This is a genomic window from Micrococcus luteus (assembly GCF_022664405.1).
GTDB lineage: Bacteria > Actinomycetota > Actinomycetes > Actinomycetales > Micrococcaceae > Micrococcus > Micrococcus luteus.
The window spans coordinates 35,804-60,350 of record NZ_JAKRLB010000009.1 but is presented as its reverse complement, the minus strand read 5'-3'; the positions used below and the strand labels follow the sequence as shown (position 1 = coordinate 60,350).

At 73.0% G+C, this 24,547-nt stretch carries 24 protein-coding genes; 18 read left to right on the top strand and 6 right to left on the bottom strand.

The window, feature by feature from the left end; translation table 11 throughout:
* Positions 1–87: 87 nt before the first annotated feature.
* The 10 genes from MF605_RS05765 (at position 88) to MF605_RS05720 (ending at position 11,521) form a co-directional block, all read left to right on the top strand.
* On the top strand, positions 88–279 hold the full coding sequence (locus MF605_RS05765; protein WP_061867274.1) for a ubiquitin-like protein Pup: 192 nt from the start codon (positions 88–90) through the stop codon (positions 277–279).
* Entirely contained in the window at positions 276–1,670 is a 1,395-nt protein-coding gene (gene pafA / locus MF605_RS05760) for a Pup--protein ligase (RefSeq protein WP_134416991.1), read from the top strand. Before MF605_RS05765 ends, pafA begins: the two co-directional genes overlap by 4 nt.
* Before the next feature lie 37 nt (positions 1,671–1,707).
* Positions 1,708–2,799: an FKBP-type peptidyl-prolyl cis-trans isomerase gene (locus MF605_RS05755; protein WP_134416992.1), complete on the top strand. Its 1,092-nt coding sequence runs from the start codon at positions 1,708–1,710 to the stop codon at positions 2,797–2,799.
* 32 nt (positions 2,800–2,831) lie between these two features.
* The gene (locus MF605_RS05750) at positions 2,832–3,227 is read left to right on the top strand and encodes an FKBP-type peptidyl-prolyl cis-trans isomerase (protein WP_010078659.1); all 396 of its coding nucleotides are present in this window, start codon (positions 2,832–2,834) and stop codon (positions 3,225–3,227) included.
* An 11-nt stretch (positions 3,228–3,238) separates the two neighbouring features.
* Complete coding sequence (locus MF605_RS05745) at positions 3,239–5,347, top strand: helix-turn-helix transcriptional regulator (RefSeq protein WP_134416993.1); 2,109 nt, start codon at positions 3,239–3,241, stop codon at positions 5,345–5,347.
* 37 nt (positions 5,348–5,384) lie between these two features.
* Positions 5,385–5,642 (top strand): twin-arginine translocase TatA/TatE family subunit, encoded by a 258-nt coding sequence (locus tag MF605_RS05740; protein WP_002855080.1) that lies wholly within the window; start codon positions 5,385–5,387, stop codon positions 5,640–5,642.
* Between the two features lie 20 nt (positions 5,643–5,662).
* On the top strand, positions 5,663–6,520 hold the full coding sequence (tatC, locus tag MF605_RS05735; RefSeq protein ID WP_061873143.1) for a twin-arginine translocase subunit TatC: 858 nt from the start codon (positions 5,663–5,665) through the stop codon (positions 6,518–6,520).
* A 74-nt stretch (positions 6,521–6,594) separates the two neighbouring features.
* Entirely contained in the window at positions 6,595–9,585 is a 2,991-nt protein-coding gene (locus MF605_RS05730) for a DEAD/DEAH box helicase (RefSeq protein ID WP_134416994.1), read from the top strand.
* A gap of 19 nt (positions 9,586–9,604) precedes the next feature.
* Complete coding sequence (locus MF605_RS05725; protein ID WP_061867279.1) at positions 9,605–10,699, top strand: hypothetical protein; 1,095 nt, start codon at positions 9,605–9,607, stop codon at positions 10,697–10,699.
* Between the two features lie 90 nt (positions 10,700–10,789).
* Positions 10,790–11,521, top strand: a complete 732-nt coding sequence (locus tag MF605_RS05720) for a polyprenol monophosphomannose synthase (protein WP_061867280.1) — start codon at positions 10,790–10,792, stop codon at positions 11,519–11,521.
* A gap of 76 nt (positions 11,522–11,597) precedes the next feature.
* Here the strand turns inward: MF605_RS05720 and MF605_RS05715 are convergent, their stop codons facing one another.
* The 3 genes from MF605_RS05715 to MF605_RS05705 all read right to left on the bottom strand — a co-directional run bounded on the left by MF605_RS05715 (position 11,598) and on the right by MF605_RS05705 (position 13,770).
* Complete coding sequence (locus MF605_RS05715; RefSeq protein WP_012750883.1) at positions 11,598–11,945, bottom strand: RNA polymerase-binding protein RbpA; 348 nt, start codon at positions 11,943–11,945, stop codon at positions 11,598–11,600.
* Between the two features lie 87 nt (positions 11,946–12,032).
* Positions 12,033–13,223 (bottom strand): SPFH domain-containing protein, encoded by a 1,191-nt coding sequence (locus MF605_RS05710; protein WP_061867281.1) that lies wholly within the window; start codon positions 13,221–13,223, stop codon positions 12,033–12,035.
* Between the two features lie 70 nt (positions 13,224–13,293).
* Entirely contained in the window at positions 13,294–13,770 is a 477-nt protein-coding gene (locus MF605_RS05705; RefSeq protein WP_020624804.1) for an NfeD family protein, read from the bottom strand.
* Positions 13,771–13,919: 149 nt separating this feature from the next.
* Here MF605_RS05705 and MF605_RS05700 point away from each other — a divergent pair, with 149 nt between their 5' ends.
* Positions 13,920–16,025 (top strand): NADPH-dependent 2,4-dienoyl-CoA reductase, encoded by a 2,106-nt coding sequence (locus tag MF605_RS05700; RefSeq protein ID WP_049147364.1) that lies wholly within the window; start codon positions 13,920–13,922, stop codon positions 16,023–16,025.
* Between the two features lie 59 nt (positions 16,026–16,084).
* Positions 16,085–16,633, top strand: coding sequence for a maltokinase N-terminal cap-like domain-containing protein (locus MF605_RS05695; RefSeq protein WP_049147365.1), 549 nt, complete (start codon positions 16,085–16,087; stop codon positions 16,631–16,633).
* 16 nt (positions 16,634–16,649) lie between these two features.
* Here the strand turns inward: MF605_RS05695 and MF605_RS05690 are convergent, their stop codons facing one another.
* Together MF605_RS05690 and MF605_RS05685 are read right to left on the bottom strand one after the other, a co-directional pair.
* On the bottom strand, positions 16,650–16,895 hold the full coding sequence (locus MF605_RS05690) for a superinfection immunity protein (RefSeq protein WP_002854519.1): 246 nt from the start codon (positions 16,893–16,895) through the stop codon (positions 16,650–16,652).
* Positions 16,896–17,088: 193 nt separating this feature from the next.
* The gene (locus MF605_RS05685; protein WP_134416995.1) at positions 17,089–17,739 is read right to left on the bottom strand and encodes a hypothetical protein; all 651 of its coding nucleotides are present in this window, start codon (positions 17,737–17,739) and stop codon (positions 17,089–17,091) included.
* A 109-nt stretch (positions 17,740–17,848) separates the two neighbouring features.
* On the opposite strand from MF605_RS05685, the gene MF605_RS05680 reads away from it, so the two are divergent.
* Entirely contained in the window at positions 17,849–18,265 is a 417-nt protein-coding gene (locus MF605_RS05680; RefSeq protein WP_134416996.1) for a DUF3054 domain-containing protein, read from the top strand.
* A gap of 68 nt (positions 18,266–18,333) precedes the next feature.
* Complete coding sequence (locus MF605_RS05675; RefSeq protein ID WP_134416997.1) at positions 18,334–18,615, top strand: Lrp/AsnC family transcriptional regulator; 282 nt, start codon at positions 18,334–18,336, stop codon at positions 18,613–18,615.
* A gap of 54 nt (positions 18,616–18,669) precedes the next feature.
* On the opposite strand, the gene trpD is transcribed toward MF605_RS05675, so the two are convergent.
* A complete protein-coding gene (gene trpD / locus MF605_RS05670) occupies positions 18,670–19,728 on the bottom strand; it encodes an anthranilate phosphoribosyltransferase (RefSeq protein ID WP_134416998.1) in 1,059 nt (352 codons plus the stop codon).
* Positions 19,729–19,918: 190 nt separating this feature from the next.
* Here trpD and ctaE point away from each other — a divergent pair, with 190 nt between their 5' ends.
* The 4 genes from ctaE (at position 19,919) to qcrB (ending at position 24,295) form a co-directional block, all read left to right on the top strand.
* Positions 19,919–20,557, top strand: coding sequence for an aa3-type cytochrome oxidase subunit III (gene ctaE / locus MF605_RS05665; RefSeq protein ID WP_434089720.1), 639 nt, complete (start codon positions 19,919–19,921; stop codon positions 20,555–20,557).
* 85 nt (positions 20,558–20,642) lie between these two features.
* Positions 20,643–21,449: a cytochrome bc1 complex diheme cytochrome c subunit gene (qcrC, locus tag MF605_RS05660; protein WP_036315101.1), complete on the top strand. Its 807-nt coding sequence runs from the start codon at positions 20,643–20,645 to the stop codon at positions 21,447–21,449.
* Between the two features lie 69 nt (positions 21,450–21,518).
* Positions 21,519–22,595 carry a cytochrome bc1 complex Rieske iron-sulfur subunit gene (gene qcrA / locus MF605_RS05655; protein ID WP_134416999.1) on the top strand — a complete coding sequence of 359 codons (1,077 nt, stop codon included), beginning with the start codon at positions 21,519–21,521 and terminating at the stop codon, positions 22,593–22,595.
* Between the two features lie 5 nt (positions 22,596–22,600).
* Positions 22,601–24,295, top strand: a complete 1,695-nt coding sequence (gene qcrB, locus MF605_RS05650) for a cytochrome bc1 complex cytochrome b subunit (protein WP_134417000.1) — start codon at positions 22,601–22,603, stop codon at positions 24,293–24,295.
* Positions 24,296–24,547: the final 252 nt, after the last annotated feature.

Here is a 24,547-nt window from a genome sequence, read left to right as displayed (position 1 = left end):
GGGGCTGAAACGTGGCCCGCGCGTGGGGCAGGATGGGTGGACGCGGACGGAGCACACCGACCCGCGTCGACGCACGAGGAGGCCACCATGTCCCGGGAGCAGATCCGCCCACGCCCGTCCGGCGGCGACGACGAGACCGGCGCCGCGGCGGGCCAGGCGCACGTGAAGCCCGCGGCCCAGGACCAGGGCCTGGACAGCCTGCTGGACGAGATCGACTCGGTGCTGGAGTCCAACGCCGAGGAGTTCGTCAAGGGCTTCGTCCAGAAGGGCGGCCAGTGACCGACGCGGACCGCGCCCGCCGGATCTTCGGGCTGGAGACGGAGTACGGCGTCCAGCACTGGAACCCGCAGGGGCGCCCGCTCAGCCCCGAAGAGGTCGTCCGCTACCTCTTCCGGCCCGTGGTCGAGTGGGGGCGGTCCTCGAACGTGTTCGTGTCCAACGGCTCCCGGCTCTATCTCGACGTCGGGTCCCACCCCGAGTACGCGACCGCCGAGTGCTCGACGCTCGACGAGCTCATCGCCTCGGACGGGGCGGGGGACCTGCTGCTGCACGACCTCGTGGTCCAGGCCGAGGAGCGCATGGCCGCGGACGGGGTCGGCGGCCGGATCCACCTCTACCGCAACAACGCCGACTCCTCGGGCAGCTCCTACGGCTCCCACGAGAACTACCTGCTGCGCCGGCGCACCGAGTACCGGCGGCTCACCGAGGCGCTCGTCCCGTTCCTCGTCTCCCGGCAGATCCTCGTGGGCGCGGGCCGCGTCGTGCCCGCCGGCACGTGGCCCGAGGGCGAGGGCCCGGCCCACTTCGCGTTCTCCCAGCGCGCCGACTTCGTGCAGGACGGCGTGTCCTCCTCCACCACGCGGTCCCGGCCGATCATCAACACGCGGGACGAGCCGCACGCGGACGCCTCCGAGTACCGGCGCCTCCACGTGATCGTGGGGGACACGAACCTCTCCGAGCACACCCACCTGCTGCGCTTCGGCACCACCGACCTGCTGCTGCGGATGATCGAGGCGGGCTTCCCGCTCGGGGACCGCGTCGTCGCCCACCCCACCCGTGCGGTGCGGCAGATCTCCCACGACCTCACCGGCACGGCCCGCATCGCGCTCCGGGAGGGGGAGGCCTCCGCCCTCGAGCTGCAGGAGCACTACCTCGAGCGGGCCCGCGCCTTCGTCGCCGCGGAGGGTGCCCACCACGACCGGGTGGGGGAGATCCTCACCCTGTGGGGCGAGGTGCTCGACGCCGTCCGCACCGGTGACCGGTCCCGCATCGAGGACCGCATCGACTGGGCGATCAAGCTGCGCCTGCTGGAGGACTACCGGGCCCACCACGACCTGGGCTGGGACGCGCCCCGCCTCGCCCAGCTGGACCTGGCCTTCCACGACATCGACCCCGACCGGGGGCTGTTCCGCATGCTGCTGCGGCGCGGCGCCGTCGCGCGCCTGCTGCCCGAGGACGCCGCCCGGTCCGCCGTGGAGACCGCCCCGCCCACCACCCGGGCCCGCGTGCGCGCGGACTTCGTGGCCCGCGCCCGGGAGCGCGGCCTGGACTACGCCGTCGACTGGACGACCCTGAAGCTCACCGACCATCCGCTGCACGCGATCGTGACGAAGGACCCGTTCGACACGTCGTCGGCCGCCGTCGACCGGCTGTTCGGGCGAATCGCCTGACAGCGCACGCCCAGGACGCGCCGTTAGGGTGACCCGCATGAGTTCGTTCGAGACCCCCCAGCCCCCGACGGCCCGCCGCCGTCGCCGCCTGCTGCCGCTGCTGTCCCTCGGCGCCGCGGGCCTGATGCTGGCCACCGCCTGCGCCACCGGCGACGACGGCGCGGACCAGCCCCACAGCGACACCGCGTCGGCCTCCACGTCGGCCGCCCCCGAGCGGGCGGCCGTCGGCGAGGGCCAGGGGGAGCCGGACGCCCTGACGGGTGTCACCTTCACGGAGGGCGACAGCGGGGCGCCGACGGTCGAGATCGACGGGGAGATCGACACCGACCAGCCCACCACGCGCGTGCTGACCGCCGGCGAGGGGGAGCAGGTGCAGGAGGGCGACGTCCTGAAGATGTCGATCGCCGTCGTCGATCCGGCCAGCGGCGAGGTGGTCGCCGAGAACTTCAGCGGCGAACCGGAGGCCGTGCCCGTGGACGACCAGCTCAAGTCCATGAACCCGGAGATCCACGAGATGCTGGTGGGCAACGGCGCCGGCACGATCGTCGCCGCGTACAGCCCCGAGTACGACGTCCCCGTCCCGCAGACCGAGAGCGCGTCGCCGAGCGCCTCCCCCCCCACCCAGACGCAGCCCGCCCAGCTGTTCGTCTACAAGATCGACGCCATCCTGCCGAAGCAGGCCGAGGGCGAGGAGGTGACCGAGCGGGACGAGCGCCTGCCCGACGTCACCGTGGACGAGCAGAGCGGCCGGCCGAGCATCGCGAAGCCCGACGGCGAGGCGCCCCAGGAGCTGGTGGTCCAGCCCCTGATCGAGGGCGAGGGCCGCGAGGTCGGCGCGGACGACACCGTGACCGTGCAGTACGAGGGCGTGACGTGGTCCGACGGCGAGGTCTTCGACTCGTCCTGGGAGACGGGCCAGGCCATCACGTTCTCCCTCAACCAGGTCATCGAGGGCTGGAAGGAGGGTCTGGCCGGCCAGAAGGTGGGCTCGCGCGTCCTCCTGTCGATCCCGGCCGAGAAGGCCTACGGTGAGCAGGGCAGCCCGCCGGCCATCGGCGAGAACGAGCCCCTGCTGTTCGTCGTGGACATCCTGGACGCCCAGGTGTCCGCCACCCCGTCGGCGAACTGACCCCGTCCACGAGAACCCAAGAGGAGAGCACCGTGTCCTTCGGACAGCGCGACTACGACCGCACCAAGCCCGAGATCGACTTCCCGGGCGAGACCCCGCCCACCGAGCTCGTGGTGGAGGACCTGATCGAGGGCTCCGGCCCGGCCGTCGAGGCCGGCTCCCGCGTGCAGGTCCACTACGTGGGCGTGGCCTGGTCCACCGGCGAGGAGTTCGACGCCTCGTGGAACCGCGGCACCCCGCTGCCCCTGACCGTCGGCGTCGGCCAGGTCATCGCCGGCTGGGACCAGGGCCTGCTCGGCATGAAGGTCGGCGGCCGCCGCCGCCTCGAGATCCCGCCGCACCTGGGCTACGGCGCCCGCGGCGCCGGCTCCGCGATCGGGCCGAACGAGACGCTCATCTTCGTCTGCGACCTCGTCTCGGTCGACTGACCCCGGGCCCCGTGACCCCACCCGCCCCGCGGCGCGCCGGCGACGAGGCCGCCGAGCGCATCATCTCGCTGCTGTGGCTGCTGCTCTCGGCACCGCACGGCCTCGAGCGTGACCGGATCCGACGGCAGGTCGTCGGCTACGAGGGGCTCACGGACGCCGCCTTCGAGAAGCTCTTCCAGCGGGACCGCCGCGTGCTGCGCGCCGTGGGGGTCCCGCTGGAGACCCTCGAACCCGCCGGCTTCGACGAGGACGAGGCGGGGGTGCGGCACCGCGTCGTCCGCGACGCGCTGCTGCTGCGCGACCTCGACCTGACCGTGGACGAGCGCCGCGCCCTCGTGCGGGCGCGGCGCCTGTGGGGCGACTCGCCGCTGCGCGCCGACGTCGTCCGCGCCGTGGGCCTGCTGTTCCAGCCGGCCACCGACCTCACGGGCGACGACGAGCTGGCCGGGTACCACACCCTCATGCCCCGGGCCGACCCCCGGCTCGAGGCCCTCACCCAGGCCGTGGCCGACGAGGCCGTGCTGCGCTTCCCCTACCGCGACGCGCGGGGGCGGGCCACCCGGCGCACCGTGCGGGCCTGGTTCCTCACCCTCGTGCGCGGCCGCTGGTACCTCACCGGCTGGGACCTCGACCGCGGCGCCGAGCGCAGCTTCCGGCTCACCCGGATGGAGGGGGAGCCGCGCCGCCTCGAGCGGGCGACGGACGCCCCCGGCCGTCCCGAGGACCACGACCACGCCGGCCTCGTGGCGCGCCTGGCCGGGCAGGCCGACGCCGAGCGGGTCCGGGTGTGGCTCGCGCCCGGCCGGGGTCAGGGCGTCCGCGCGGTCGGTGAGCCCGCCGAGCCCCGCGCCGAGGACGGCGCCGCACCGGGACCCGGCTGGGAGCTCTGGGAGGCCCCGGCCGGACCGCGCGAGGACGGCCTCGCCGCGGAGATCGGCGGCCTGCTGGGCCTCGCCGTGCCCTCGGCCGCGCACCCGGACCTGACGGACCGCGTCCGCGCGGGCCTGGCCGCCGCGGTGGCCGCCCACGCCGGCCCCGCCGACCCGGCCCTGCTCGAGGTGGCGCTCGCCGCGCCCGTCCGACGTCGCGCCCGCGACTCGAGCGAGGACCTCGTGGGCCGCCTGCTGGACATCGTGGGGCTGGCCAACCGGGCCGGCGGGGTGGACCGGGCGGAGCTGCGCGCGCGTCTCGGGATCACCGACGAACGCCTCGACGCCGACCTCGAGACGCTGCGCTACTGCGGCATGCCCGAGCGCGACTTCCCCGGCTTCCAGTTCGAGGTGGCGGAGGTGGCCGGCCGCGTCCACGTGGAGCGCGCCGCCGACCTGGCCGGTCCCGTGCGGCTGACGCGCCCCGAGGCGCACAGCCTCGTCGCCGCCCTGCAGACGGTCGCGGACCTGCCGGTGCTGGACGAGGCCGACCGCGAGGCCGCCCGCTCCGCTCAGCGCCGGATCCGCGCCGCGGTCCTGGACGCGGGGGCCCCGGACGCGGACGACGCGGACGACGCGGACGACGCCGCGCTCCGGGAGGCCGAGGCGCACACCGCCGGCGAGCCCCCGGTCGCCGTCGCCGCCCACTGGGACGTGGCCGTGGACCCCGCGACGGTGCGCACCCTGCTGGCCGCCGTGGCGGAGCGGACCGTCGTCCACCTGACCTACCGCTCCGTGCATGCCGACGCCCTCACCGAGCGGGACGTGGAGCCGCTGGCCCTGGTGCAGGACGGGGCGCGCCTCTACCTGCAGGCGTGGTGTCGTCGCGCCGAGGACCACCGGGTGTTCCGGGTGGACCGGATCAGCGCGCCCGCACCCACGGGGGAGACGTTCGCGCCCCGGGCCCGGCCCGCACGCTGGCGGGTCCACCCCGACGACGCCGCGGGGGTGCCCGTGCTGCTGCGCTGGGCCCATCCCGTCCGCGACGCGGCCGCCGGCTACCGCCCGGACGCCCAGGCCGACCTGCCCGACGGCGACCGGCTCACCCGGGTGCATCTGACCGACGCCGGCGTGGCCGCCGCGCTGGTCGGACGCCACGGCGGAGCCGTCCAGGTGCTGGCCCCCGCCGACCTCCGGACGTCCGTGGCGGACGCGCTGGGCGATGCCCTCGCGGCCCTGCCGGCGCGGTAGCCTTGACCCCGGAACCCCATCGAAAGGACCCCTCATCATGGCTGGACTCCAGGGCTGGCAGCTCGTCATCATCATCCTGCTCGCGATCCTGCTCTTCGCGGCGCCGAAGCTGCCCGCGATGGCCCGCAACCTCGGCCAGTCGATGCGCATCTTCTCCTCCGAGGTGAAGCAGATGCGCACCGAGGGCAAGGGCACCACGGACGAGCGCTCCGGCGCCGGCTCCACCGCCGCGGACGAGCCGGTCGAGGGCCGCGTCGTCGAGCGTGACGAGACCGACCCGCGCGACCCGCGCTGAGCCGGAAGGACCCCCACCCGATGACCGAGGTCGACGAGGTCGCCCGCCGCACCCGGCGCCGCCGGAAGCGGCGGGACAACCCCACCGGCGAGATGCCGCTGCGCGAGCACCTCACGGAGCTGCGCAACCGACTGCTGAAGTCGGGACTCGCCGTCGCGGTCGGCATGGTGGTCGGCTTCCTCGTCTACCAGCCGGTCATGGCGGAGCTGTTCCGCCCGGTCAAGGAGATCGCCAGCCAGGGACACACGGCGGCCGTCGCCTATGACACGGTGGCCTCGCCGTTCGACCTCATGCTCAAGGTCAGCCTGTTCATCGGGCTCATCCTGTCCAGCCCGGTCTGGCTCTACCAGATCTGGGCATTCATCGTGCCGGGTCTGAAGAAGGCCGAGAAGAAGTACGCCCTGGGCTTCATCGCCGCGGCCGTGCCCCTGTTCATCTTCGGCATCGCGCTGGGGTGGCTCGTGATGCCGCAGGCCGTCCAGTTCTTCGTGGGCTTCACTCCCGAGGGCGGCGCGAACCTCCCGACGGCGTCGGTGTACATCAGCTTCGTCACGCGTCTCTACCTCGCGTTCGGCGTGGCCATGGTGCTGCCGGTGCTGCTGGTGGGACTGAACATGCTCGGCATCCTGCCGGGCCGCACGATCGTCCACCACTGGCGCATCACCGTCTTCGTGATCATGCTGATCGCCGCGATCGCCGCCCCCGGTGCGGACGCCATCTCCATGTTCTACATGGCGATCCCGCTCGTCGTCCTCTTCGGCGTGGCCATCGTCCTGTGCCTGTGGGGCGACCGGCGTCGCGACCGTCGGCAGGGCCAGCGCGAGATGGACGTCGAGGCGGAGCTCGCCGCAGGCCCGAAGCCGCTCGATCAGATCTGAGCGGCGCCCGCCGCAGCCCTCGCGCCCGGACGCACGAGCACGACGGTGTCCGGACCCGCCAGTAGGGTGGGGCCATGGCCCACCATCCCGCGTCCGCGACCCCGCACGACGAGCCCGAGCTGAGCCCGGCGGAGCGCTACGCCCGTGCCCGGGCGGCCCGGCACCACGCCGGCTCCGAGCTCGGCCGGTTCGCCGCACGCGTGGGCTTCCCCCTCGACGACTTCCAGCGCCGCGCGTGCGCCGAGGTCGAGGACGGCCACGGCGTCCTCGTCGCGGCGCCCACCGGCGCCGGAAAGACAGTGGTCGGCGAGTTCGCCGTCCATCTGGCCCTGGCCCGCGGCACGAAGGCGTTCTACACCACCCCCATCAAGGCCCTCAGCAACCAGAAGCACGCGGACCTCGCCCGCGTGCACGGCGCGGAGAACGTCGGCCTGCTCACGGGGGACACCTCCATCAATCCGGACGCGCCCGTCGTCGTGATGACCACCGAGGTGCTGCGCAACATGCTGTACGCGCAGTCGGACACCCTCATCGACCTCGGCTTCGTCGTCATGGACGAGGTCCACTACCTCGCCGACCGGTTCCGGGGCCCGGTGTGGGAGGAGGTCATCATCCACCTGCCCGAGCACGTGCAGCTGATCTCCCTGTCCGCCACGGTGTCCAACGCCGAGGAGTTCGGCGCCTGGCTCGACACGGTCCGGGGCGCCACCACCGTGATCGTCTCCGAACACCGGCCGGTGCCGCTGTGGCAGCACGTCATGGCCGGGGGCCGGCTCTACGACCTGTTCGCCGAGGACATCGCCTTCGAGGACACCGCGGACCGGGACGGGGAGGCCCTGCTCAACCCCGAGCTCAAGCGCCTGGGGGAGGAGGCCGAGCGCCGGTTCCAGCGCGCCGACTGGGGGCGCCCCGGGCGGCAGCAGCACCGCGACGGGCGCGGGGGCGTCCCGAAGGGGCGGGCCAGGGGCGGTCGGCGCACGGGTCGCGACGGCGGCCGAGGCCGGACCGGCTCCTCCGCGCTGGACCGGGAGCGGCCGGTCTCCGGTCGGCCGGGCGGTCACGACGGCGGCCAGCGGCGCGGACCGCGGCTGTCCACGTCGCGCCCGGAGATGATCCGGGCCCTCGACCGCGACGGGCTGCTGCCGTGCATCACCTTCATCTTCTCCCGGACCGGCTGCGACGCCGCCGTGGAACAGTGCCTCCGGGCCGGGCTCGACCTCACCACGGCGCGGGAGAAGGCGCTCGTGGCCGAGCGGGTCGAGGAGGCGGCGCGTCTGCTGCCCGTCGAGGACCTGGAGATCCTCGGGTTCTGGGCGTGGCGGGACGGCCTGTCCCGGGGCTTCGCGGCCCACCACGCCGGCATGCTGCCCCCGTTCAAGGAGGCCGTCGAGGACCTGTTCGCCGCCGGCGCGCTCAAGGCCGTGTTCGCCACGGAGACCCTCGCCCTCGGCATCAACATGCCGGCCCGCTCCGTCGTGATCGAGAAGCTGGTCAAGTTCAACGGCGAGAACCACGTCGACATCACGCCGGGGGAGTACACCCAGCTGACGGGCCGGGCGGGCCGCCGCGGCATCGACGTCGAGGGCCACGCCGTGGTGATGTGGCGTCCCGGGCTGGACCCGGCCGCCGTCGCGGGCCTGGCCTCGCGCCGCACCTACCCGCTGCACTCCTCGTTCCGGCCCACCTACAACATGTCCGCGAACCTGCTGGCGCAGGTCGGCGCGGAGCGGGCGCGGGGCATCCTCGAGTCCTCGTTCGCCCAGTTCCAGGCGGACCGCTCCGTGGTGGGGCTGGCCCGCGAAGTCCGCTCGAAGCAGGCCAGCCTCGAGAAGTACGAGGAGGCCATGCAGTGTCACCTCGGCGACTTCGCCGAATACCTCACCCTGCGCAAGGAGCTCGCTGCCGCGGAGAAGTCCGGCTCGCAGGGGCGCCGTCGAGCCCACCTGGCAGCCGTGAAGGACTCGCTCGCGAACCTCGCGGTCGGGGACGTCGTCGAACTCGACGCCGGCCGCTCGCTCGGACGGGCCGTCGTCGTGTTCCCCGCCGGCAACCCCCAGAACCCGCGCGTCGGCGTCGTCACGGACAAGGCGCAGCTGCGCCGCATCACGGTGGACGACGTCGCCGGGCCGGTCGAGCCGGTGGCGGGCGCCGCCCTGCCCCAGGTGGTGCAGGTGAAGACGCCCACGCAGCGCAAGGACGTCGCCGCCCTCATGCGCGAGGCCGTGCGCACGGGCCGCCCGCCCGCCGGAGGCCGCCGCACGGCGGGCTTCCGCCTCCGGGAGGACCCGGCCGCGCCCCGGGTCGAGGAGCTGCGCCGGGCGCTGCGCCGCCACCCGTGCCACGGCTGCCAGGACCGCGAGGAGCACGCCCGCTGGGGCGACCGCTGGTGGGCCATGCGGCGGGAGGTCTTCGTCCTGCGGGAGCGCATCGCGGGCCGCACCAACACCATCGCCCGCACGTTCGACCGCGTGGTCGCTCTGCTGCGCGCCTACGGCTACGTCCAGGAGGACGCGTCCTCGCCCCGTGCGGCGCTCACGGAGCGCGGCGAGGCCCTGCGCCGGATCTACGGCGAGCGGGACCTGTTCACCTCCCTGGTGCTGCAGGATCCGGCCACGGACGGCCTGACGCCGGAGGAGTGGGCCGCCGTCGCCGCGCTGCTCGTGTACCAGGGCAAGGGGGAGACCGAGCCCGGACTGGTCCCGATGCCGACCCCCCGGCTCGGACGCGTCGCGGAGGCCGCCGAGCGCATCGAGGAGCGCCTGCGCACGGACGAGGCCCAGGCACGGCTCGAGCCCACGCCCCGGACGGACCCCGGCCTGGTGGCGCCCATGCATCGCTGGGTGCGGGGGGCCACCCTGCGCCGCACCCTCGAGGGCGCGGACCTCGCCGCGGGCGACTTCGTCCGCTGGGCGCGGCAGGTCATCGACGTGCTGGACCAGCTGGCCAACGTCCCCGGGGACGCCCGTCGCAGCCGGGCCTGCCGCCGGGCCGCGGACCTCGTCTCCCGCGGCGTCGTGGCCACCTCGCTGCCGGCGGCCTCGGCGCCCCGCGCGGACGAGGACTGACACGGGCTAGGGTGGGCGGGTGAGCGCACACCTGTTGACCCACGGCATCATCCACTCGACGACGGACCCGTACGCACAGGCGCTGCTGGTCCGGGACGGGGTGATCGCCTGGCTCGGCGCGGACGACTCCGCGGACCGCGTGGCCGACCCGGGTGACGAACGGCGGGACCTCGACGGCGCCGTCGTCGTGCCCGTGTTCGTCGAGCCGCTGGCCCGGCCCGCGGACGCGCGGGACGCGCTGAGCCGCGGCACCGCCGTCGTGACGGTCCTGGCCGGGCCCGAGGACACGGGCGCCGCGCCCGCCGACGAGGACGTCCAGACCGTCGTCTACCGGCACGCGGACCGCGTGGACGCCGAGGCGGCCGGGGTGTGGCTGCCCGTCGGGGCCGACACCGACCCCGCCACGCTCGCCGGTCTCCTGACGGCCTCGACCCAGGCGGGGGAGCAGGCCTACCTCGTCCCCGACGGCGGTGCGGACGCCGGGCCCGCCGCCCAGGACGTGGCCCTGACCGCCCTGCGCTCGGTCGCGGAGGAACTCGGCACCGCCGCCCTGGGCCGCGTGCGCCATCGGCTCGTGGTCACCCACTCCGTCACCGCCGTGGACCGCGCCTTCCTGGCCGCCGCCGGAGTCAGCGCCACCGTCGTCCCCGACGCGGACGGCGTGCTGCACGCCCCGGTGGCGAGCCTGCTGGCCGACGCCGTCTCCGTGTGCCTGGGCGCCGGCCCGGCCGGGGACCCGTGGGCCGCCGTCCGGTCGGCGCTGTCCCACCCCGACCCGGACGAGCGCATCTCCGCCCGCTCCGCCTTCGCCGCCGCGACCCGCACCCCGCTGCGCGCGCTGCCCGACGCTCCGGCGGCAGGCCTGTCCGTCGCCCCGCGCCTGAGCGTGTCGGCCCCGGCCGTGTTCGGCGTCTGGGACGCGGACGCGGTGGCCGTGCAGTCGCCGGACGGCCGGGTGGCGGCATGGAGCACGGACACCCGGGCCGGCACGCCGCTGCTGCCGGCCCTCGACGCCGAGACCGCCCTGCCCCGCTGGCGGGCCACCTGGGTGGACGGCCGGATCGCCGCGGAGGACGTGGCCCGCGACGCGCGCGATGGCGCGACGCCGGCCTGAGACCTCCGCTTCCTATACTCGAACGGATGCGATGGCCCGTCCGACCGGCGGGCCGCCCCCACGACCCCGGCCGGAAGGCGAGAACCGCACATGCGCGTGCTGACCATCATCCCCACGTACAACGAGATCGAGTCGCTGCCGCTGACCCTCGGCCGACTCCGTGACGCCGTCCCGGAGTCCGACGTTCTCGTGGTGGACGACGCCTCCCCGGACGGCACCGGCGACTGGGCCGACGCCCGCGCCGCCGAGGACCCCTCCGTGCACGTGCTGCACCGCACCACCAAGGACGGCCTGGGCGGCGCCTACATCGCCGGGTTCCGCTGGGGCCTGGAGCGCGGCTACGACGTCCTGGTCGAGATGGACGCGGACGGCTCGCACCAGCCCGAGCAGCTGCCGCGCCTGCTGGAGGCCGTCCGCACCGCGGACCTGGTGATCGGCTCGCGCCGCGTGCCGGGCGGCAAGATGGTGAACTGGCCGACCTCCCGCAAGATGATCTCGTGGGCCGGGTCCCTGTACCCGCGGATCATGCTCGGCCTCGACCTGACGGACATCACGGCGGGCTACCGCGCCTACCGGGCCGACACGCTCCGTGCGATCGACCTGGACGCGATCGAGTCCAAGGGCTACGGGTTCCAGGTGGACATGACCTTCCGCACGGCCCGCCTCGGCAAGCGGATCGTCGAGGTCCCGATCACGTTCGTGGAGCGTGAGCTCGGCGAGTCCAAGATGAGCGGCGGCATCATCGGCGAGGCCGTGGTCAACGTGACCCGGTGGGGCCTGGCCGCGCGCTGGGAGGGCCTGCGCGCCCGCCTCGGCCTCTGAGGCGCACAGCCCCCGAACGACGACGGGGCCGGATCCATGGCGGATCCGGCCCCGTCATGCATGGGGGAGCGGCGGGTCAGGCGTCGACGTCCTCGCCGCGGCTGGCGCGCAGCTTGTTGAGCTGGATCTTGTAGGTCTCCTCCAGCTCCTCGAGGCTGCGGCGCTCGCGCAGCATGTCCCAGTGGGTGCGCACGGGCTTGCCCTCGGTCTCAGCCGGCTTCTCGCCGCTGACGAGGAACGCCTCCTTGCCGGTCTTCGAGGTCCAGGTGGCCGGCACGTCCGCCTCCACGGAGAAGGTCACGAACACCTGCTCGCCGTCCTCCGTGCGGTACTCCACCCGCTGCCGGGCGGCGGGCTCGACGCCGGCCTCGGACTCCAGGGACTGCGCGCCCAGGCGCATGCCCCGCAGGCTGCGATCGCTCACGTTTCCTCCTCGTCAGGCCGCGCCGAGGCCCGCGCGGGGGCGCGGGCCGATCGAGGCGCGGCGGGTCGTCCTCACTGATGGAACCATTCAGTGTCCCACAGCATTCCCGTCCGCCTCGCCGGCCGGGCGGGTGCCGGGGGTGCGGCCGGCCGACGGGTCGGGCTCGATCTCCTGCGGGGTGGCCAGGGCCTCGTCGAGCGAGGTCTGCGGCATGTCCTCCGCCGTCACCGCGCCGGCGGTCATCGCGTCCATGACGCCGCTGGCGCGCAGGGCGTCCGCGGTGGTGGGCCGGGACCCACGCGGCCGCCGCGCGCGCTCCGGGGTGACGCCGGCGTGCTCGGCTCCCGACTCGCCCGCGCGGTCCCCGGAGTCCCGACGCCGGGGTGCGTGCTCCGGGGCGGGGCGGTCGCCGTCGCCGGGGGCGAACGCCTCACCGAGGCCCTGCAGGGCGCGGGTGAGCTCGGCGGGGACCACGAACATGGTGTTGGCCTGGCCGTCGGCGATCTTGGGCAGGGACTGCAGGTACTGGTAGGCCAGGACCTCGGAGTCGGCGCCGCCGGAGTGGATGGCGTCGAAGACCACCTCGATCGCCTCCGCCTCGGCGTTGGCGCGCAGCACGCGGGCCTGAGCCTCGCCCTCGGCGGAGAGGATCTGGGACTGGCGCTCGCCCTCGGCCGTGAGGATGGCGGCCTGCTTCGTGCCCTCGGCGGTGAGGATGGCGGCGCGGCGGTCGCGCTCGGCGCGCATCTGCTTCTCCATCGAGTCCTGGATGGACATGGGCGGGTCGATGGCCTTGAGCTCCACCCGCGAGACCCGCAGGCCCCAGCGCGTGGTGGCGTCGTCCAGCACGCCGCGCAGCTGGGAGTTGATGGAGTCGCGAGAGGTCAGGGCCTCCTCGAGGTTCATGCCGCCCACGACGTTGCGCAGGGTGGTGGTGGTGAGCTGCTCCACCGCGTGGATGTAGTTGGCGATCTCATAGGTCGCGGCCTTGGCGTCCGTGACCTGGAAGTAGACGACCGTGTCGATGGAGACGACGAGGTTGTCCTCGGTGATCACCGGCTGGGGCGGGAAGGAGACGACCTGCTCGCGCATGTCCACCATCGGGAGCATGCGGTCCACGAACGGGATGATCAGGGTCAGCCCGGCGCCGGCCGTGCGGTTGTACTTGCCGAGGCGTTCGATGTTGGCCGTCCGCGCCTGCGGGATGATCTTGACCGAGGAGGCCACGATCACCGCCGCGAGGACGGCGAGGACGACGAGGACGATGAGGGTTTCCATCGGGGTCCCTTCTTCTGGGGTCGGTGCGGTCGGTGCGGTCGGTGCGGTCGGAACGAGGACGTGGGGCGGCTCAGGCGCCGTCCGCCTCCCAGTCGATGCGGGGGAGCGGGCGGACCACCAGGGTGGCCCCGTCGATGCGCAGGACGGTCACCTCGTCGCCGGGGGCGACCTCGGGCGCCCCGGGCTCGACGCGGGCGGACCAGGTGTCGCCGTCGACGGCGAGCGTGCCGGCGTCGCCGGTGATCGCGCCCTGGGCCGCGACGCGGCGCCCCGGAAGCGTGTCCAGGTAGGAGGCGCCGGCGCCGGTGTCCTTGCGCAGGTGGCGCAGCGCGACGGGGCGCACGGCGGCGAGCATCAGCAGGGCGACGGCGGCGAACGCCGCGAGCTGGAGCGCCAGCGGGCCGCCCACGAGCGCGACCACTCCCGCCGCGCCGGCCCCGGCGGCGATCATCAGGAAGACGAGGTCGAGGGTCAGCAGCTCGACGCCGGCCAGGCCGGCGGCCAGCACCAGCCACAGCCAGCCCGCGTTCGCCTCGATCCACTCCATGCGTGCGCTCCCCTCCGTGTCGGGTGCGCGGACGGGTCTGCCGCGCGTCGACGTGTGATCCCCATCCTGCCCTATGCAGTGGCGTCGGACACAGCGTGTCCCCAGGCGGTCCTGGAAGGAGGGGGCTACCGACCGGTAATGTGAGCTGCATGACATCTTCACCCGTCGCGGTCTCGCCCCTGCTCCAGCCGATCACTCTGGGCCCCCTCCGGCTGCCCAACCGGGTGGTCATGGCCTCGATGCACATGGGACTGGAGGATCGGCACGACGACCTGCCGCAGCTGGCGGCGTTCTACGCGGAGCGGGCACGCGGCGGCGTCGGGCTCATCGTCACCGGCGGCCTGGGTGTGGTCCCGGAGGGCACGGTGACGCTGGGCGGGGGGATGCTCGCCAGCGAGGAGGACGCGCGCGCCCATCGCGTCGTCACGGACGCCGTCCACGCCGCCGGGGGCAGGATCCTCGCCCAGCTGCTGCACGCGGGACGCTACGCCCCCAGCCCCGACCTGGTCTCGGCCTCCGCGGTGCGAGCGCCGATCTCGCGGCACACGCCCCGGGAGATGACGGCCGCGGACATCGAGCGGACCGTGAACGCGTTCGCACGCGCGGCCACGTTGGCCCTGGAGGCCGGATACGACGGCGTGGAGATCATGGCCTCGGAGGGCTACCTCCTCAACCAGTTCCTCGCCCCGGCGACGAACCGACGCGCGGACGAGTACGGGGGTGACGCCGAGCGCCGACGCCGGTTCCCGGTGGCGGTGGTCGCGGCCGTGCGCGAGGCGCTGGGGGAGCGCGGCGTGCTCTCGGTGCGCACCTCGGCGGCGGACCTGGTCCCCGACGGGCAGACGCGCGCGGAGATCGCGGACACCGCCCGGGCCTTCGAGGCCGCCGGAGCGGACGTCCTGATGACCGGCATCGGGTGGCACGAGTCGCGTGTGCCGACCATCGTGACCTCCGTGCCGCGCGCCGCGTTCCTCGCCGCCTCGGCTGACCTGACCGCCGCCGTCGACATCCCCGTGATCGCCTCCAACCGGCTGACCACCCCCGCCGAGGCGGAGGAGGCGCTGACGTCCGGGGCCGCCGCGCTCGTCGGGCTGGCCCGGCCCCTGCTGGCGGACCCCGAGTGGATGGCCGCGATCAGCGACCCGCGCGCTCGGACCCTGACCCCGTGCATCGCCTGCAACCAGGCCTGCCTCGACCACGTGTTCACCGGGGCCAAGGTCTCGTGCCTGATGAACCCCCGCGCCGGGCGGGAGACGGAGCCGGAGTACGCCGCGCCCGTCCCGGTGGCCCTGGGCCGCCGGCGCCGGATCGCCGTGGTCGGTGCCGGGCCGGCGGGCCTCACGGCCGCGGAGCGTGCGGCCCGGTTCGGGCACGAGGTCACCCTGTTCGACCGGCACGCCGAGCCCGGCGGGCAGTTCCGGCTCGCCCGGCGCATCCCCGGCAAGGAGGAGTTCGGTCCCGCGCTGGAGCACCTGGCGGCCCGCGCGGCGGCATCCGGGGTGACGCTCGTGACCGGGGAGGAGGTGTCCGCACAGACACTCCTCACGGACGATGGGCGGCCGGGCTACGACGAGGTGCTCCTCACCACCGGCGTGCGGCCGCGGCCCGTCGCTCTGCCCGGGGCGGGGGAGCCGGGCGCGCCCGCCGTCCACGCGTACGACGACGTGGTCCTGGGACATGTCGACGTCGGCCCGCGCGTCGCGGTGATCGGCGCCGGCGGCGTGGGCGTGGATGTCGCCGAGGCCCTGGCGGCCGGCACGGAACGGCCGGACGGGACACCCGAGACACAGGAGCACTGGCGGGCCCGCTGGGGCGTGGCCCTGACCTCGGAGACGCCGGGCCAGCTGGCGAAGCCAGCCGCGGCCCACCCGGGACGCGAGGTCCACCTGCTCCAGCGCAGCCCCGGACCGATCGGCGCCCGACTGCGCCCCACCACCGGCTGGGTGCACCGCGCCGAGCTGCGGCAGCACGGGGTCCAGCTGCACTCCGGTGTGACCTACGAGGGCGTCGGCCCCGACGGTCTGCGCGTGACCGCGCCGTCGCCGGAGGACCCCGAGGCCCGCGTGGCGCTGACCCTGGACGTGACGGACGTCGTCGTGTGCGCCGGGCAGGTGTCCGAGACGGATCTCGTCGAGGACCTCGTGGCCGCGGGCTACGCGCCGGAGGCGGTGCGCCTGATCGGCGGGGCGGCCGAAGCCCGCGAGCTCGACGCCTACCGGGCCATGGACCACGCCGTGCGGGCCGTGCAGGGCTGAGCCGCGCCGCCGGCCGGCGGGCCCTCCCGGGCGGACGACGTCGGGGCTACGGTCGGGGCATGGCTCTCATCTACACCGCACGCCTGGACCCGGACAAGCCCGAATGGATCCGCCGCCGCCTCGTGGCGCACGGACTGCCCGAGGACGTGACCGCCGAGAAGGTCGGCTCGTACCGGTTCGACGATCCCACCGGCGAGATCGGCGTCGAGTCGATGCTCGTGCGCGTGGGGGACCGGCTCTACCAGACTGCGTTCGCCTACCGAGGCGACGCACCCGCCGAGGGGGACGTCGTGGCCGAGGTGGAGCACTCCGTCCTGGGACACCGCTGGGTCGTGGACGCCGCCACCGACCCGGACGCGCGCCGTATCCTCGCGGCCGCCGTGCGCGGCGAGATCCCGCAGGCCCGGCTCGAGATGCATGACGAGTCCGGGACCTACCTCGAGACGCGCGCCCCGGATCTCACCCTCCGCGTGATCGGCGCCGATGCGACGGGGGAGCTCGAGGTGCCGGTCGAGCTGTCGGAGACGGGCGAGGCGGACGTCGACGGCCCGCGGTGCCTCATCGCCGAGGGAGACGGTGTGCGGGCCGTCGTCGCGCGTCTTACCTGAGGGGCGGTCCGCGCGGTCAGAGGCCGCGCGGACCCCAGGACCGCAGCCGGCGATGGCTGGTGAGCGACATGTACAGCGCGATGCACCAGCCGAGGACGGTCCACCCGGTGAGCAGGTTCACCCAGAACACCGCCCACACGTTGGAACGGCCACGGACGGCGGCGACGGCCCATGGAGCCAGGTAGCCCGCCGTGGCGATGGCCAGGACGACGGCGATCGTCGCGTGCAGGGGGCGGTCGCGCTGGTCGGTCATGATCGTCATGGGTCCAGGCTACGCGCGAGACCCGCCGCGGAGGGCGCCCTGTCCACCGTTCCGCAGTGCGCCGATAATGTACATTATGTCAACCAGCCCGTTCTTCGCCTCCCCTTCGGACGGTCGCCTGCACGGCACGCGCCACATCGGGACCTGGCCCAGGAGGTCGCGCCGGTCGACGCCGGCGCCGCGTACCGGCGATTCACTCCCCCGGGTCTGTGGACAGCCGGTCCAGCAACGGCAGGACGGCCGCCACCGCCGTCCGGCTCTCGTGCCAGAGCCCGTGTCGCAACCGGGAATGGACGGCCTGCTGGCTGATCCCGAGTTCGGCCGCCGCCTCTCGCTGACTGGCGCCGGCTTCGACCAGCCGTCCCGCCGCGTGCTGATCAGCGGACCGGCGCCGTTCCACCGCGGCGACCAGCTGCAGGGTGGCCTCCGCACAGCGCAGATCAGCCTCTCGGCCGGCATCCGAGGCGCGGTCCGCGCGACCTCCGCCCGGCAGCACGAGTCGGCCCGGTGCCCGCCGGGCCCGCCGCCGCTCGGCTGTTGTCAGGTACGACAATGATGAATCCTTGTCGAGGGCATCCTCGGGATCCAACAGCACCGCCCAGGACCCGGTCCGCACGGCCCACAGCGCCAAGCCGACCGCGGCCGCCATGCCGTCGACGACGACGGCCAGCTCGCCGTCGTGCGACGCCGCATCGGTGCCCGGGCCGGATTCGTCGAGAAGCCACGCCGCCGCGGTCACAGCCGCGTCCGGGCGAGGATCGTCGAGCAGCGCGGCTGCCAGACGCCGCGCGTCGTCAGCGGTGGCGGCGGTCGGTCGGATGGGCACCAGATGCACGGACACCATGCAGTGAGCCTACCTCTGACAAAGGCGCTGTCTTGTTGTGGGGCCCGTCTGCCGAGCCGTCCTCGGCCGGACGCTCCGTCCGGACGTCTCGGTGCGCCAGACTGGATGCATGACGTCCTCCCCCACCGCCCGTCGTGTCGTGCCCGCCGAGCATCGCGCCCCGCGCGGCGCCCTGCCTGCGCTTGCCGTCGACCTCCTGCTCACCGTCCTCTTCGTGGCTCTGGGTCAGGGGCAGCACTCCACGGAGCGCGGGCTGCTGGGTCTGCTGGTCGCGGCGGCGCCGTTCCTGGCAGGCCTCCTGCTCATGACCGGGGTGACCGCCGGACACCGGACGTGGGCCCGCGTGTGGCCCCACGGTGTGATCGTCTGGCTGGGGACCGTGGCGGTCGGGATGGTCCTGCGCGTGGCCTTCGGTCTCGGTGGTGCGCCGGTGTCCTTCGTGCTCGTGGCGCTCGGGGTGCTGGGCGTCCTGCTCCTGGGCCGCCGGGCAGTGACCGCCTGGCTGGTGCGCCGCACCCGGAGGTGAGGGCCCGGCGCGCAGCTAGGATCGTCGGGGACACCGGACCCGCAGCATCGAGGAAATGAGGACCGCCCGTGGTCACCGCCATCGTCTTGATCAAGACCGACAAATCCAGCATCCCGGAGACCGCCGAGACTCTCGCCGCGCTCGAGGGGGTCGGGTCGGTCTACTCCGTGACCGGCGCGTGGGACCTGGTGGCGATGGTCAAGGTGCGCCGCTACGAGGACCTCGCCGACGTGATCGCCGACCACCTCTCCAAGGTCGACGGGATCCAGGAGACCGAGACCATGCTGGCCTTCCGGACCTACTCGTCTGAGGACCTCGGCGAGGGATGGGCGCTCGGCTTCGACTCCTGAGCGTCCTCTCCACGACGGGCCCCATCTCGCCGGGGAGGGCCCGTCGTCGCACCATCAGGATCGGGAGAAGGCGACCCAGCGGTCCAGGACGTCACGCGCGGCGCCGGAGTCGATCGACTCGGCGGCCCGCGCCATGTTGGCCGCCAGTCGCTCCATCAGCGGCGCGTCCGCGTCGCGGTCCCAGGCCGTCAGGCCCACGGCCGCGTTGAGGAGGACGGCGTCGCGGATCGGACCCTTCTCCCCCGCCAGCAGAGCGCGGACGAGGGTCGCGTTGTACGTGCCGTCCCGCCCGGCCAAGGCCTGAACGGGGGCCAGGTCGATGCCCAGCTCGCGGGGATCGAGCTCGTGGGTGGTCACGCCGTCCCGGACTTCCATGACGGTCGACGGCCCCGACGTCGTGATCTTGTCCCGGCCGTCCGCCCCGCGGAAGACGAAGCCCCGCACCCCCCGATCAGCGAGCACCTGGGCGAGCAGCGGGACCATGGCCTCGCTCGAGCAGCCCAGGGCCTGGGCGGTGACCTGAGCCGGGTTGCTCAGGGGGCCGAGGAAGTTGAACACGGTGGGCACGCCGAGCTGCTTGCGCACCGGGGCCACGTACTTCATGGACGGGTGGTAGTTCTGGGCGAAGAGGAACGTGATGCCCACGGCCTCGGCGCACTCCTCGGCCTTCCGGGCCGGCATGGACAGGTCCACGCCGAGGGCTTCGATCACATCGGCCGCGCCGGCGGTGGACGAGGCGCCTCGGTTCCCGTGCTTGACGATCCGCGCGCCCGCACCGGCGGCCACGAGCGAGGACATCGTGGATAGGTTCACGGTGCCCAGGCGGTCGCCGCCCGTGCCCACGATGTCCAGGGTCTCCCCCGGCACGTGCACCGGGTTCGCCGCCTGCACCATCGCCTCGGTCAGGCCACGCAGCTCCGGCACCGTCACCCCCTTGGCGGCCAGGGCGAGGAGGAATCCGCCCACCTGCCCCTCGGTGGCATCGCCGGCCATCATCTCCCCCATGGCCCACGCGGCGACGTGGTCGCGGAGGTCCTCGCCGACGGTGAGGGCGCGGAAGACCTCCGGCCAGGAGGTCCCCAGGACTGCTGCGGTGTTCTCGGGGGTGCTCACGCACTGAGCCTAGCGGCCCGGCCGCACCCGGGACCGCGCCATGTCATGCACCGATCGCTTGGAACCTGGACATCACCTGGACGCCAGCCACCGACTGTCACTGAAACCCCCCGACGGTGCTGACGACCTGTCCTGCGACACGGTACGTTCGATTTACCGCCCGGGCGGTGTTTGGGGCCATAATGGCTGGGTGACCACAGCTAACCCCACTCTCCATCAGCCCACCACGGGGCTCCCGAGCCGGCCGAACATGGTGCAGGTCGGGACCATGGTGTGGCTCGCCAGCGAGCTCATGTTCTTCGGTGGGCTCTTCGCCATGTACTTCACCCTGCGCTCCACGTCTCCGGAGCTCTGGGCCGAGCACACCGCGATCCTCAACGTCCCGCTCGCCGCGGTGAACACGACGATCCTGGTCCTCTCCTCCGTCACCGCCCAGTTCGGCGTCCTCGCCGCCGAGCGCCTTCAGCCCCGCCGCACCGGCGGCCTCCTGCAGTTCGGCAAGTGGGGCATGGTCGAGTGGTTCATCCTGACCTTCATCATGGGCTCGATCTTCGTGGCGGTGCAGTCCTATGAGTACGCGGTCCTCGTCTCCGAGGGTGTGACCGTCGCGGCGAACGCGTACGGCTCGGCGTTCTACATCACCACCGGCTTCCACGCCCTCCACGTGACCGGCGGCCTGATCGCGTTCCTCTTCATCATCGGCCGCGCCTACATGGCCCGCCGCTTCGGCCACCACGAGGCCACGTCGGCGATCGTCGTGTCCTATTACTGGCACTTCGTGGACGTCGTCTGGATCGCCCTGTTCTTCATCGTCTACTTCCTGAAGTAAGACGACCCCCACTCACCGCACCGACTTCAGGCCCGGGCCGGCAGCATGAGCGGCCCGCCCCGGAAGAGAACGATAGGAAACCCCCGTGAAGGCACTTTCGCAGAACCGACGCCATCCCCTGATGGGGCTGGCGCTCCTCCTGCTGGGACTCCTGGTGACCGGCGGACTGTACTCCGTCGCGAGCACCGTGAACCAGGCGCAGGCGGCCACGCAGGTCACCGCGGCCGCCTCGGCTGATGACATCTCCGAGGGCGAGAAGCTCTTCAACGCGAACTGCGCCTCGTGCCACGGCACGGGTGCCGCGGGGGGTCCCTCCGGCCCGTCTCTGATCGGTGTCGGCGCCGCCTCCGTCGACTTCCAGGTGGGCACCGGCCGCATGCCGATGCAGATGAACGGCCCGCAGGCCCAGGTCAAGCCGAACCAGTTCAACGACGAGCAGACGGCGCAGCTCGCCGCGTACGTCGCCTCGCTGGGTGCCGGCCCCGCCGTCCCCGAGGACGAGTACCTGGATGTGAACCACGAGGACGTGGACATCACCCGCGGCGGCGACCTGTTCCGCATCAACTGCGCCATGTGCCACAACGCGGCTGCGGCCGGCGGTGCGCTGACCCGCGGCAAGTACGCCCCGTCTCTGCAGGGCGTGGAGGAGAAGCACATCTACGAGGCCATGGAGACCGGCCCGCAGAACATGCCGGTGTTCTCCGACTCGAACATCAAGCCCGAGGACAAGCGCGACATCATCGCGTACCTCAAGACCATCGAGAACCAGGGCTCCCCCGGCGGCCTCGCCCTCGGCTCGCTCGGCCCCGTCTCCGAGGGCCTGTTCATCTGGACCGCGGGCCTGGCGCTGATCATCGGCTTCATGGTCTGGCTCACCAGCCGGTCCTCCTGATCCCGTCGGCGCAGGCGCGCCGACCACCCGTCATCGACATTCATCACTCGAGTAAAGGAAACAGGACATATGGGCGAGAAAGGCCTTGAAGGGACCGAGCACCGCTCGGGTTCCCTCGAGCACGCCGGCGAGGACGCGCCCCGGTACGCGATCGACAACCCGGGCCTGCCTCCGCACCGTCCGCGTCTGGCCGATGAGGATCCGAAGGCTGCGAAGCGCGCCGAGCGTCAGGTCTCGGTCATGTTCCTCATCTCCATCTTGGGCACGGTGCTCTTCTTCATCGGCTACTTCGGCGTGGGGCAGATCGGCAACGGTGAGGCGTTCAGCAAGATCTACCTGCAGAACCTGCTGCTCGGCCTGGGCACCGCCCTGGCCATGTTCGGCATCGGCATCGGCGTGGTGCACTGGGCCAAGACCCTGATGCCGGACCACGAGACCGTCGAGGACCGTCATGAGATCCGCTCGGAGGCCGACCGCGTGGCCGCCACCGGGATGATCTCCGAGATCCTGGACGAGTCGCAGATCAAGCGCCGCCCCCTGCTGCGCAACACCCTGATCGGCGCCGCCCTGCTGGCCCCCCTGCCGTTCATCGCCGTGTTCCGCGACCTGGACGACACGGACAACTTCTCGGACCAGGAAGCCCAGAACTTCGGTCCGGAGCGTCTGCGCCACTCCATGTGGGCCGAGGGCGTGCGCCTCGTGCGCGACCCCACCGGCTCCCCCATCAAGGCCTCGGACGTCACGCTCGGCTCCGCCGTGCACGTCATCCCCGACGGCCTGAACGACCTGGGCCACGACAAGCTCAACCAGAAGGCCAAGGCCGTCGTCCTGCTCATGCGTCTCGATCCCGCCAAGGTGAAGATCACCCCGGGCCGCGAGGACTGGAACGTGGACGGGATCTTCGCCTACTCCAAGGTCTGCACGCACGTGGGTTGCCCGATCGCCCTGTACGAGCAGCACACCCACCACCTGCTCTGCCCCTGCCACCAGTCGACCTTCGACCTGACGCAGGAGTGCAAGGTCATCTTCGGCCCGGCCAGCCACGCGCTGCCGCAGCTGCCGATCACCGTGGACGACGAGGGCTTCCTCGTGGCCCAGAGCGATTTCCATGAGCCCGTCGGGCCTGTCTACTGGGAGCGTGGCTGACACCTATGAGCACCACCGTGAATGAGTTCCAGCCGGCGACCACGACCGGCCGCATCGCCAACTTCGTCGACACCCGGATGGGCATGTCGCCGATCGTGAAGTTCTTCGGCCGCAAGATCTTCCCGGACCACTGGACGTTCATGTTCGGCGAGGTCGCCCTGTACAGCTTCGTCATCCTGCTGCTGTCCGGCGCATTCCTCACCCTCTTCTTCGATCCCTCCATGTCAGAGGTCGTCTACGACGGGGCCTACGCCCCGCTGCGCGGCATCGAGATGTCCGCGGCCTACGCATCGACCCTCGACATCTCGTTCGACGTGCGCGGCGGTCTGTTCATGCGCCAGCTGCACCACTGGGCCGCGCTGCTGTTCGTGGCGGCCATGTCCGTGCACATGCTGCGCGTGTTCTTCACCGGCGCGTTCCGTCGCCCGCGTGAGCTGAACTGGCTGGTCGGCTGCTTCCTGCTGATGGCCGGCTGGGCTGCCGGCTTCACCGGCTACTCCCTGCCCGACGAGGTGCTCTCCGGCAACGGCCTGCGCATCATCGACGGCATCCTGAAGTCGCTGCCGCTGGTCGGCTCGTACCTCTCCGCCTTCTTCTTCGGCGGCGAGTTCCCCGGCCACTCGGTCATCGGTCGCCTGTATGCCCTGCACATCATGATCGTGCCGGCCGCCATCCTGCTGCTGATCGGCATCCACCTGTTCATGGTCGTCGTGCACAAGCACACCCAGTACCCGGGCCCGGGCCGCACCGAGGACAACGTGGTCGGCTATCCGGTGGGCCCCGTGTACGCGGCCAAGGCCGGCGGCTTCTTCTTCATCGTGTTCGGTGTGCTCGCGCTCATCGCCTCCACGGTGACGATCAACGCCAACTGGAACTACGGCCCGTATGATCCGTCCCCGGTGCAGGCCGGCACCCAGCCCGACTGGTACATCGGCGTGTTCGACGGTGCCCTGCGCCTCATGCCGGGCATGATCGGCGACTACTCCTTCCTCTGGAACATCCCGATGCCGTGGGGCTCCTCGGTGTCCCTGCCCATGGGCGTGCTCGTGCCGCTGATCCCGGTCGGCGCCCTGATCGTCGGCATGTGCGCCTGGCCCTGGATCGAGCGGTGGATCACCAAGGACGACACCGAGCACCACCTGCTCGACCGTCCCCGCAACGCCCCGGCCCGCACGGGCATCGGCGTGGCCGCCGTCGTCTGGTACTGCGTCATGTGGGCGGCCGCGTCCTCGGACCTCATCGCCACCCACTTCCACCTCTCCCTGAACGACGTGCTGTACGTGCTGCGCGCGCTGTTCTTCCTCGGCCCGGTGATCGCCTTCATCGTGACCCGCCGCATCTGCCTGTCCCTGCAGCGCAAGGACCGTGAGCTGGTGCTCCACGGCCACGAGGCCGGCGTCATCGAGATGTCCCCCGAGGGCGGCTTCCATGAGCGCCACCGCCAGCTCACCGACTACGAGCTGTACCGCCTGGTGTCCTTCGAGGACCGTCGCCCGGTGCCGGCCATCCCCGGCCGCAACGGCAAGGTGGGCACGCTGGAGAAGGCCCGTGCCGGCCTGAACCGCATGTTCTACCAGGATCGCGTCGCCCCGGTCTCCCGCGAGGAGCTGGTGGAGGCCCGCACCCACGGCCAGCACGGCCACGAGGAGCACCCCGTCGAGCTCGAGCACGGCTCGCACGCCCCTCACCTGGATCGCTGATCCCGAGCGGCTGATTCCCTGACGAAGGGCCCCACGCACCATGGTGCGTGGGGCCCTTCGACGTTCCCAGGGTGACCTCGAGGACGCGCTGCCCTGAGCAGCCCCGACGCCGCGGCGCGCATCGGCCCGCATGGACGGCGAAGGGTTCAGGCCCGCCGGTCCCGGGCCACCCCCGTGGGCCTGCCCAGCGTTTCCCGCCAGCCTGGGACGTGCCCGGCCCCTGCTGACGGCCACGTGCCCGGTTCCGGACTC

What these genes read in the sequence shown, in the direction of transcription:
- MF605_RS05765 (WP_061867274.1), top strand. Translation starts at nt 88, where the DNA reads ATGTCCCGGGAGCAGATCCGCCCACGCCCGTCCGGCGGCGACGACGAG.
- MF605_RS05755 (WP_134416992.1), top strand. Translation starts at nt 1,708, where the DNA reads ATGAGTTCGTTCGAGACCCCCCAGCCCCCGACGGCCCGCCGCCGTCGC.
- MF605_RS05740 (WP_002855080.1), top strand. Translation starts at nt 5,385, where the DNA reads ATGGCTGGACTCCAGGGCTGGCAGCTCGTCATCATCATCCTGCTCGCG.
- tatC (WP_061873143.1), top strand. Translation starts at nt 5,663, where the DNA reads ATGACCGAGGTCGACGAGGTCGCCCGCCGCACCCGGCGCCGCCGGAAG.
- MF605_RS05730 (WP_134416994.1), top strand. Translation starts at nt 6,595, where the DNA reads ATGGCCCACCATCCCGCGTCCGCGACCCCGCACGACGAGCCCGAGCTG.
- MF605_RS05720 (WP_061867280.1), top strand. Translation starts at nt 10,790, where the DNA reads ATGCGCGTGCTGACCATCATCCCCACGTACAACGAGATCGAGTCGCTG.
- MF605_RS05710 (WP_061867281.1), bottom strand. Translation starts at nt 13,223, where the DNA reads ATGGAAACCCTCATCGTCCTCGTCGTCCTCGCCGTCCTCGCGGCGGTG.
- MF605_RS05705 (WP_020624804.1), bottom strand. Translation starts at nt 13,770, where the DNA reads ATGGAGTGGATCGAGGCGAACGCGGGCTGGCTGTGGCTGGTGCTGGCC.
- MF605_RS05700 (WP_049147364.1), top strand. Translation starts at nt 13,920, where the DNA reads ATGACATCTTCACCCGTCGCGGTCTCGCCCCTGCTCCAGCCGATCACT.
- MF605_RS05695 (WP_049147365.1), top strand. Translation starts at nt 16,085, where the DNA reads ATGGCTCTCATCTACACCGCACGCCTGGACCCGGACAAGCCCGAATGG.
- MF605_RS05690 (WP_002854519.1), bottom strand. Translation starts at nt 16,895, where the DNA reads ATGACGATCATGACCGACCAGCGCGACCGCCCCCTGCACGCGACGATC.
- MF605_RS05685 (WP_134416995.1), bottom strand. Translation starts at nt 17,739, where the DNA reads ATGGTGTCCGTGCATCTGGTGCCCATCCGACCGACCGCCGCCACCGCT.
- MF605_RS05680 (WP_134416996.1), top strand. Translation starts at nt 17,849, where the DNA reads ATGACGTCCTCCCCCACCGCCCGTCGTGTCGTGCCCGCCGAGCATCGC.
- qcrA (WP_134416999.1), top strand. Translation starts at nt 21,519, where the DNA reads ATGGGCGAGAAAGGCCTTGAAGGGACCGAGCACCGCTCGGGTTCCCTC.
- qcrB (WP_134417000.1), top strand. Translation starts at nt 22,601, where the DNA reads ATGAGCACCACCGTGAATGAGTTCCAGCCGGCGACCACGACCGGCCGC.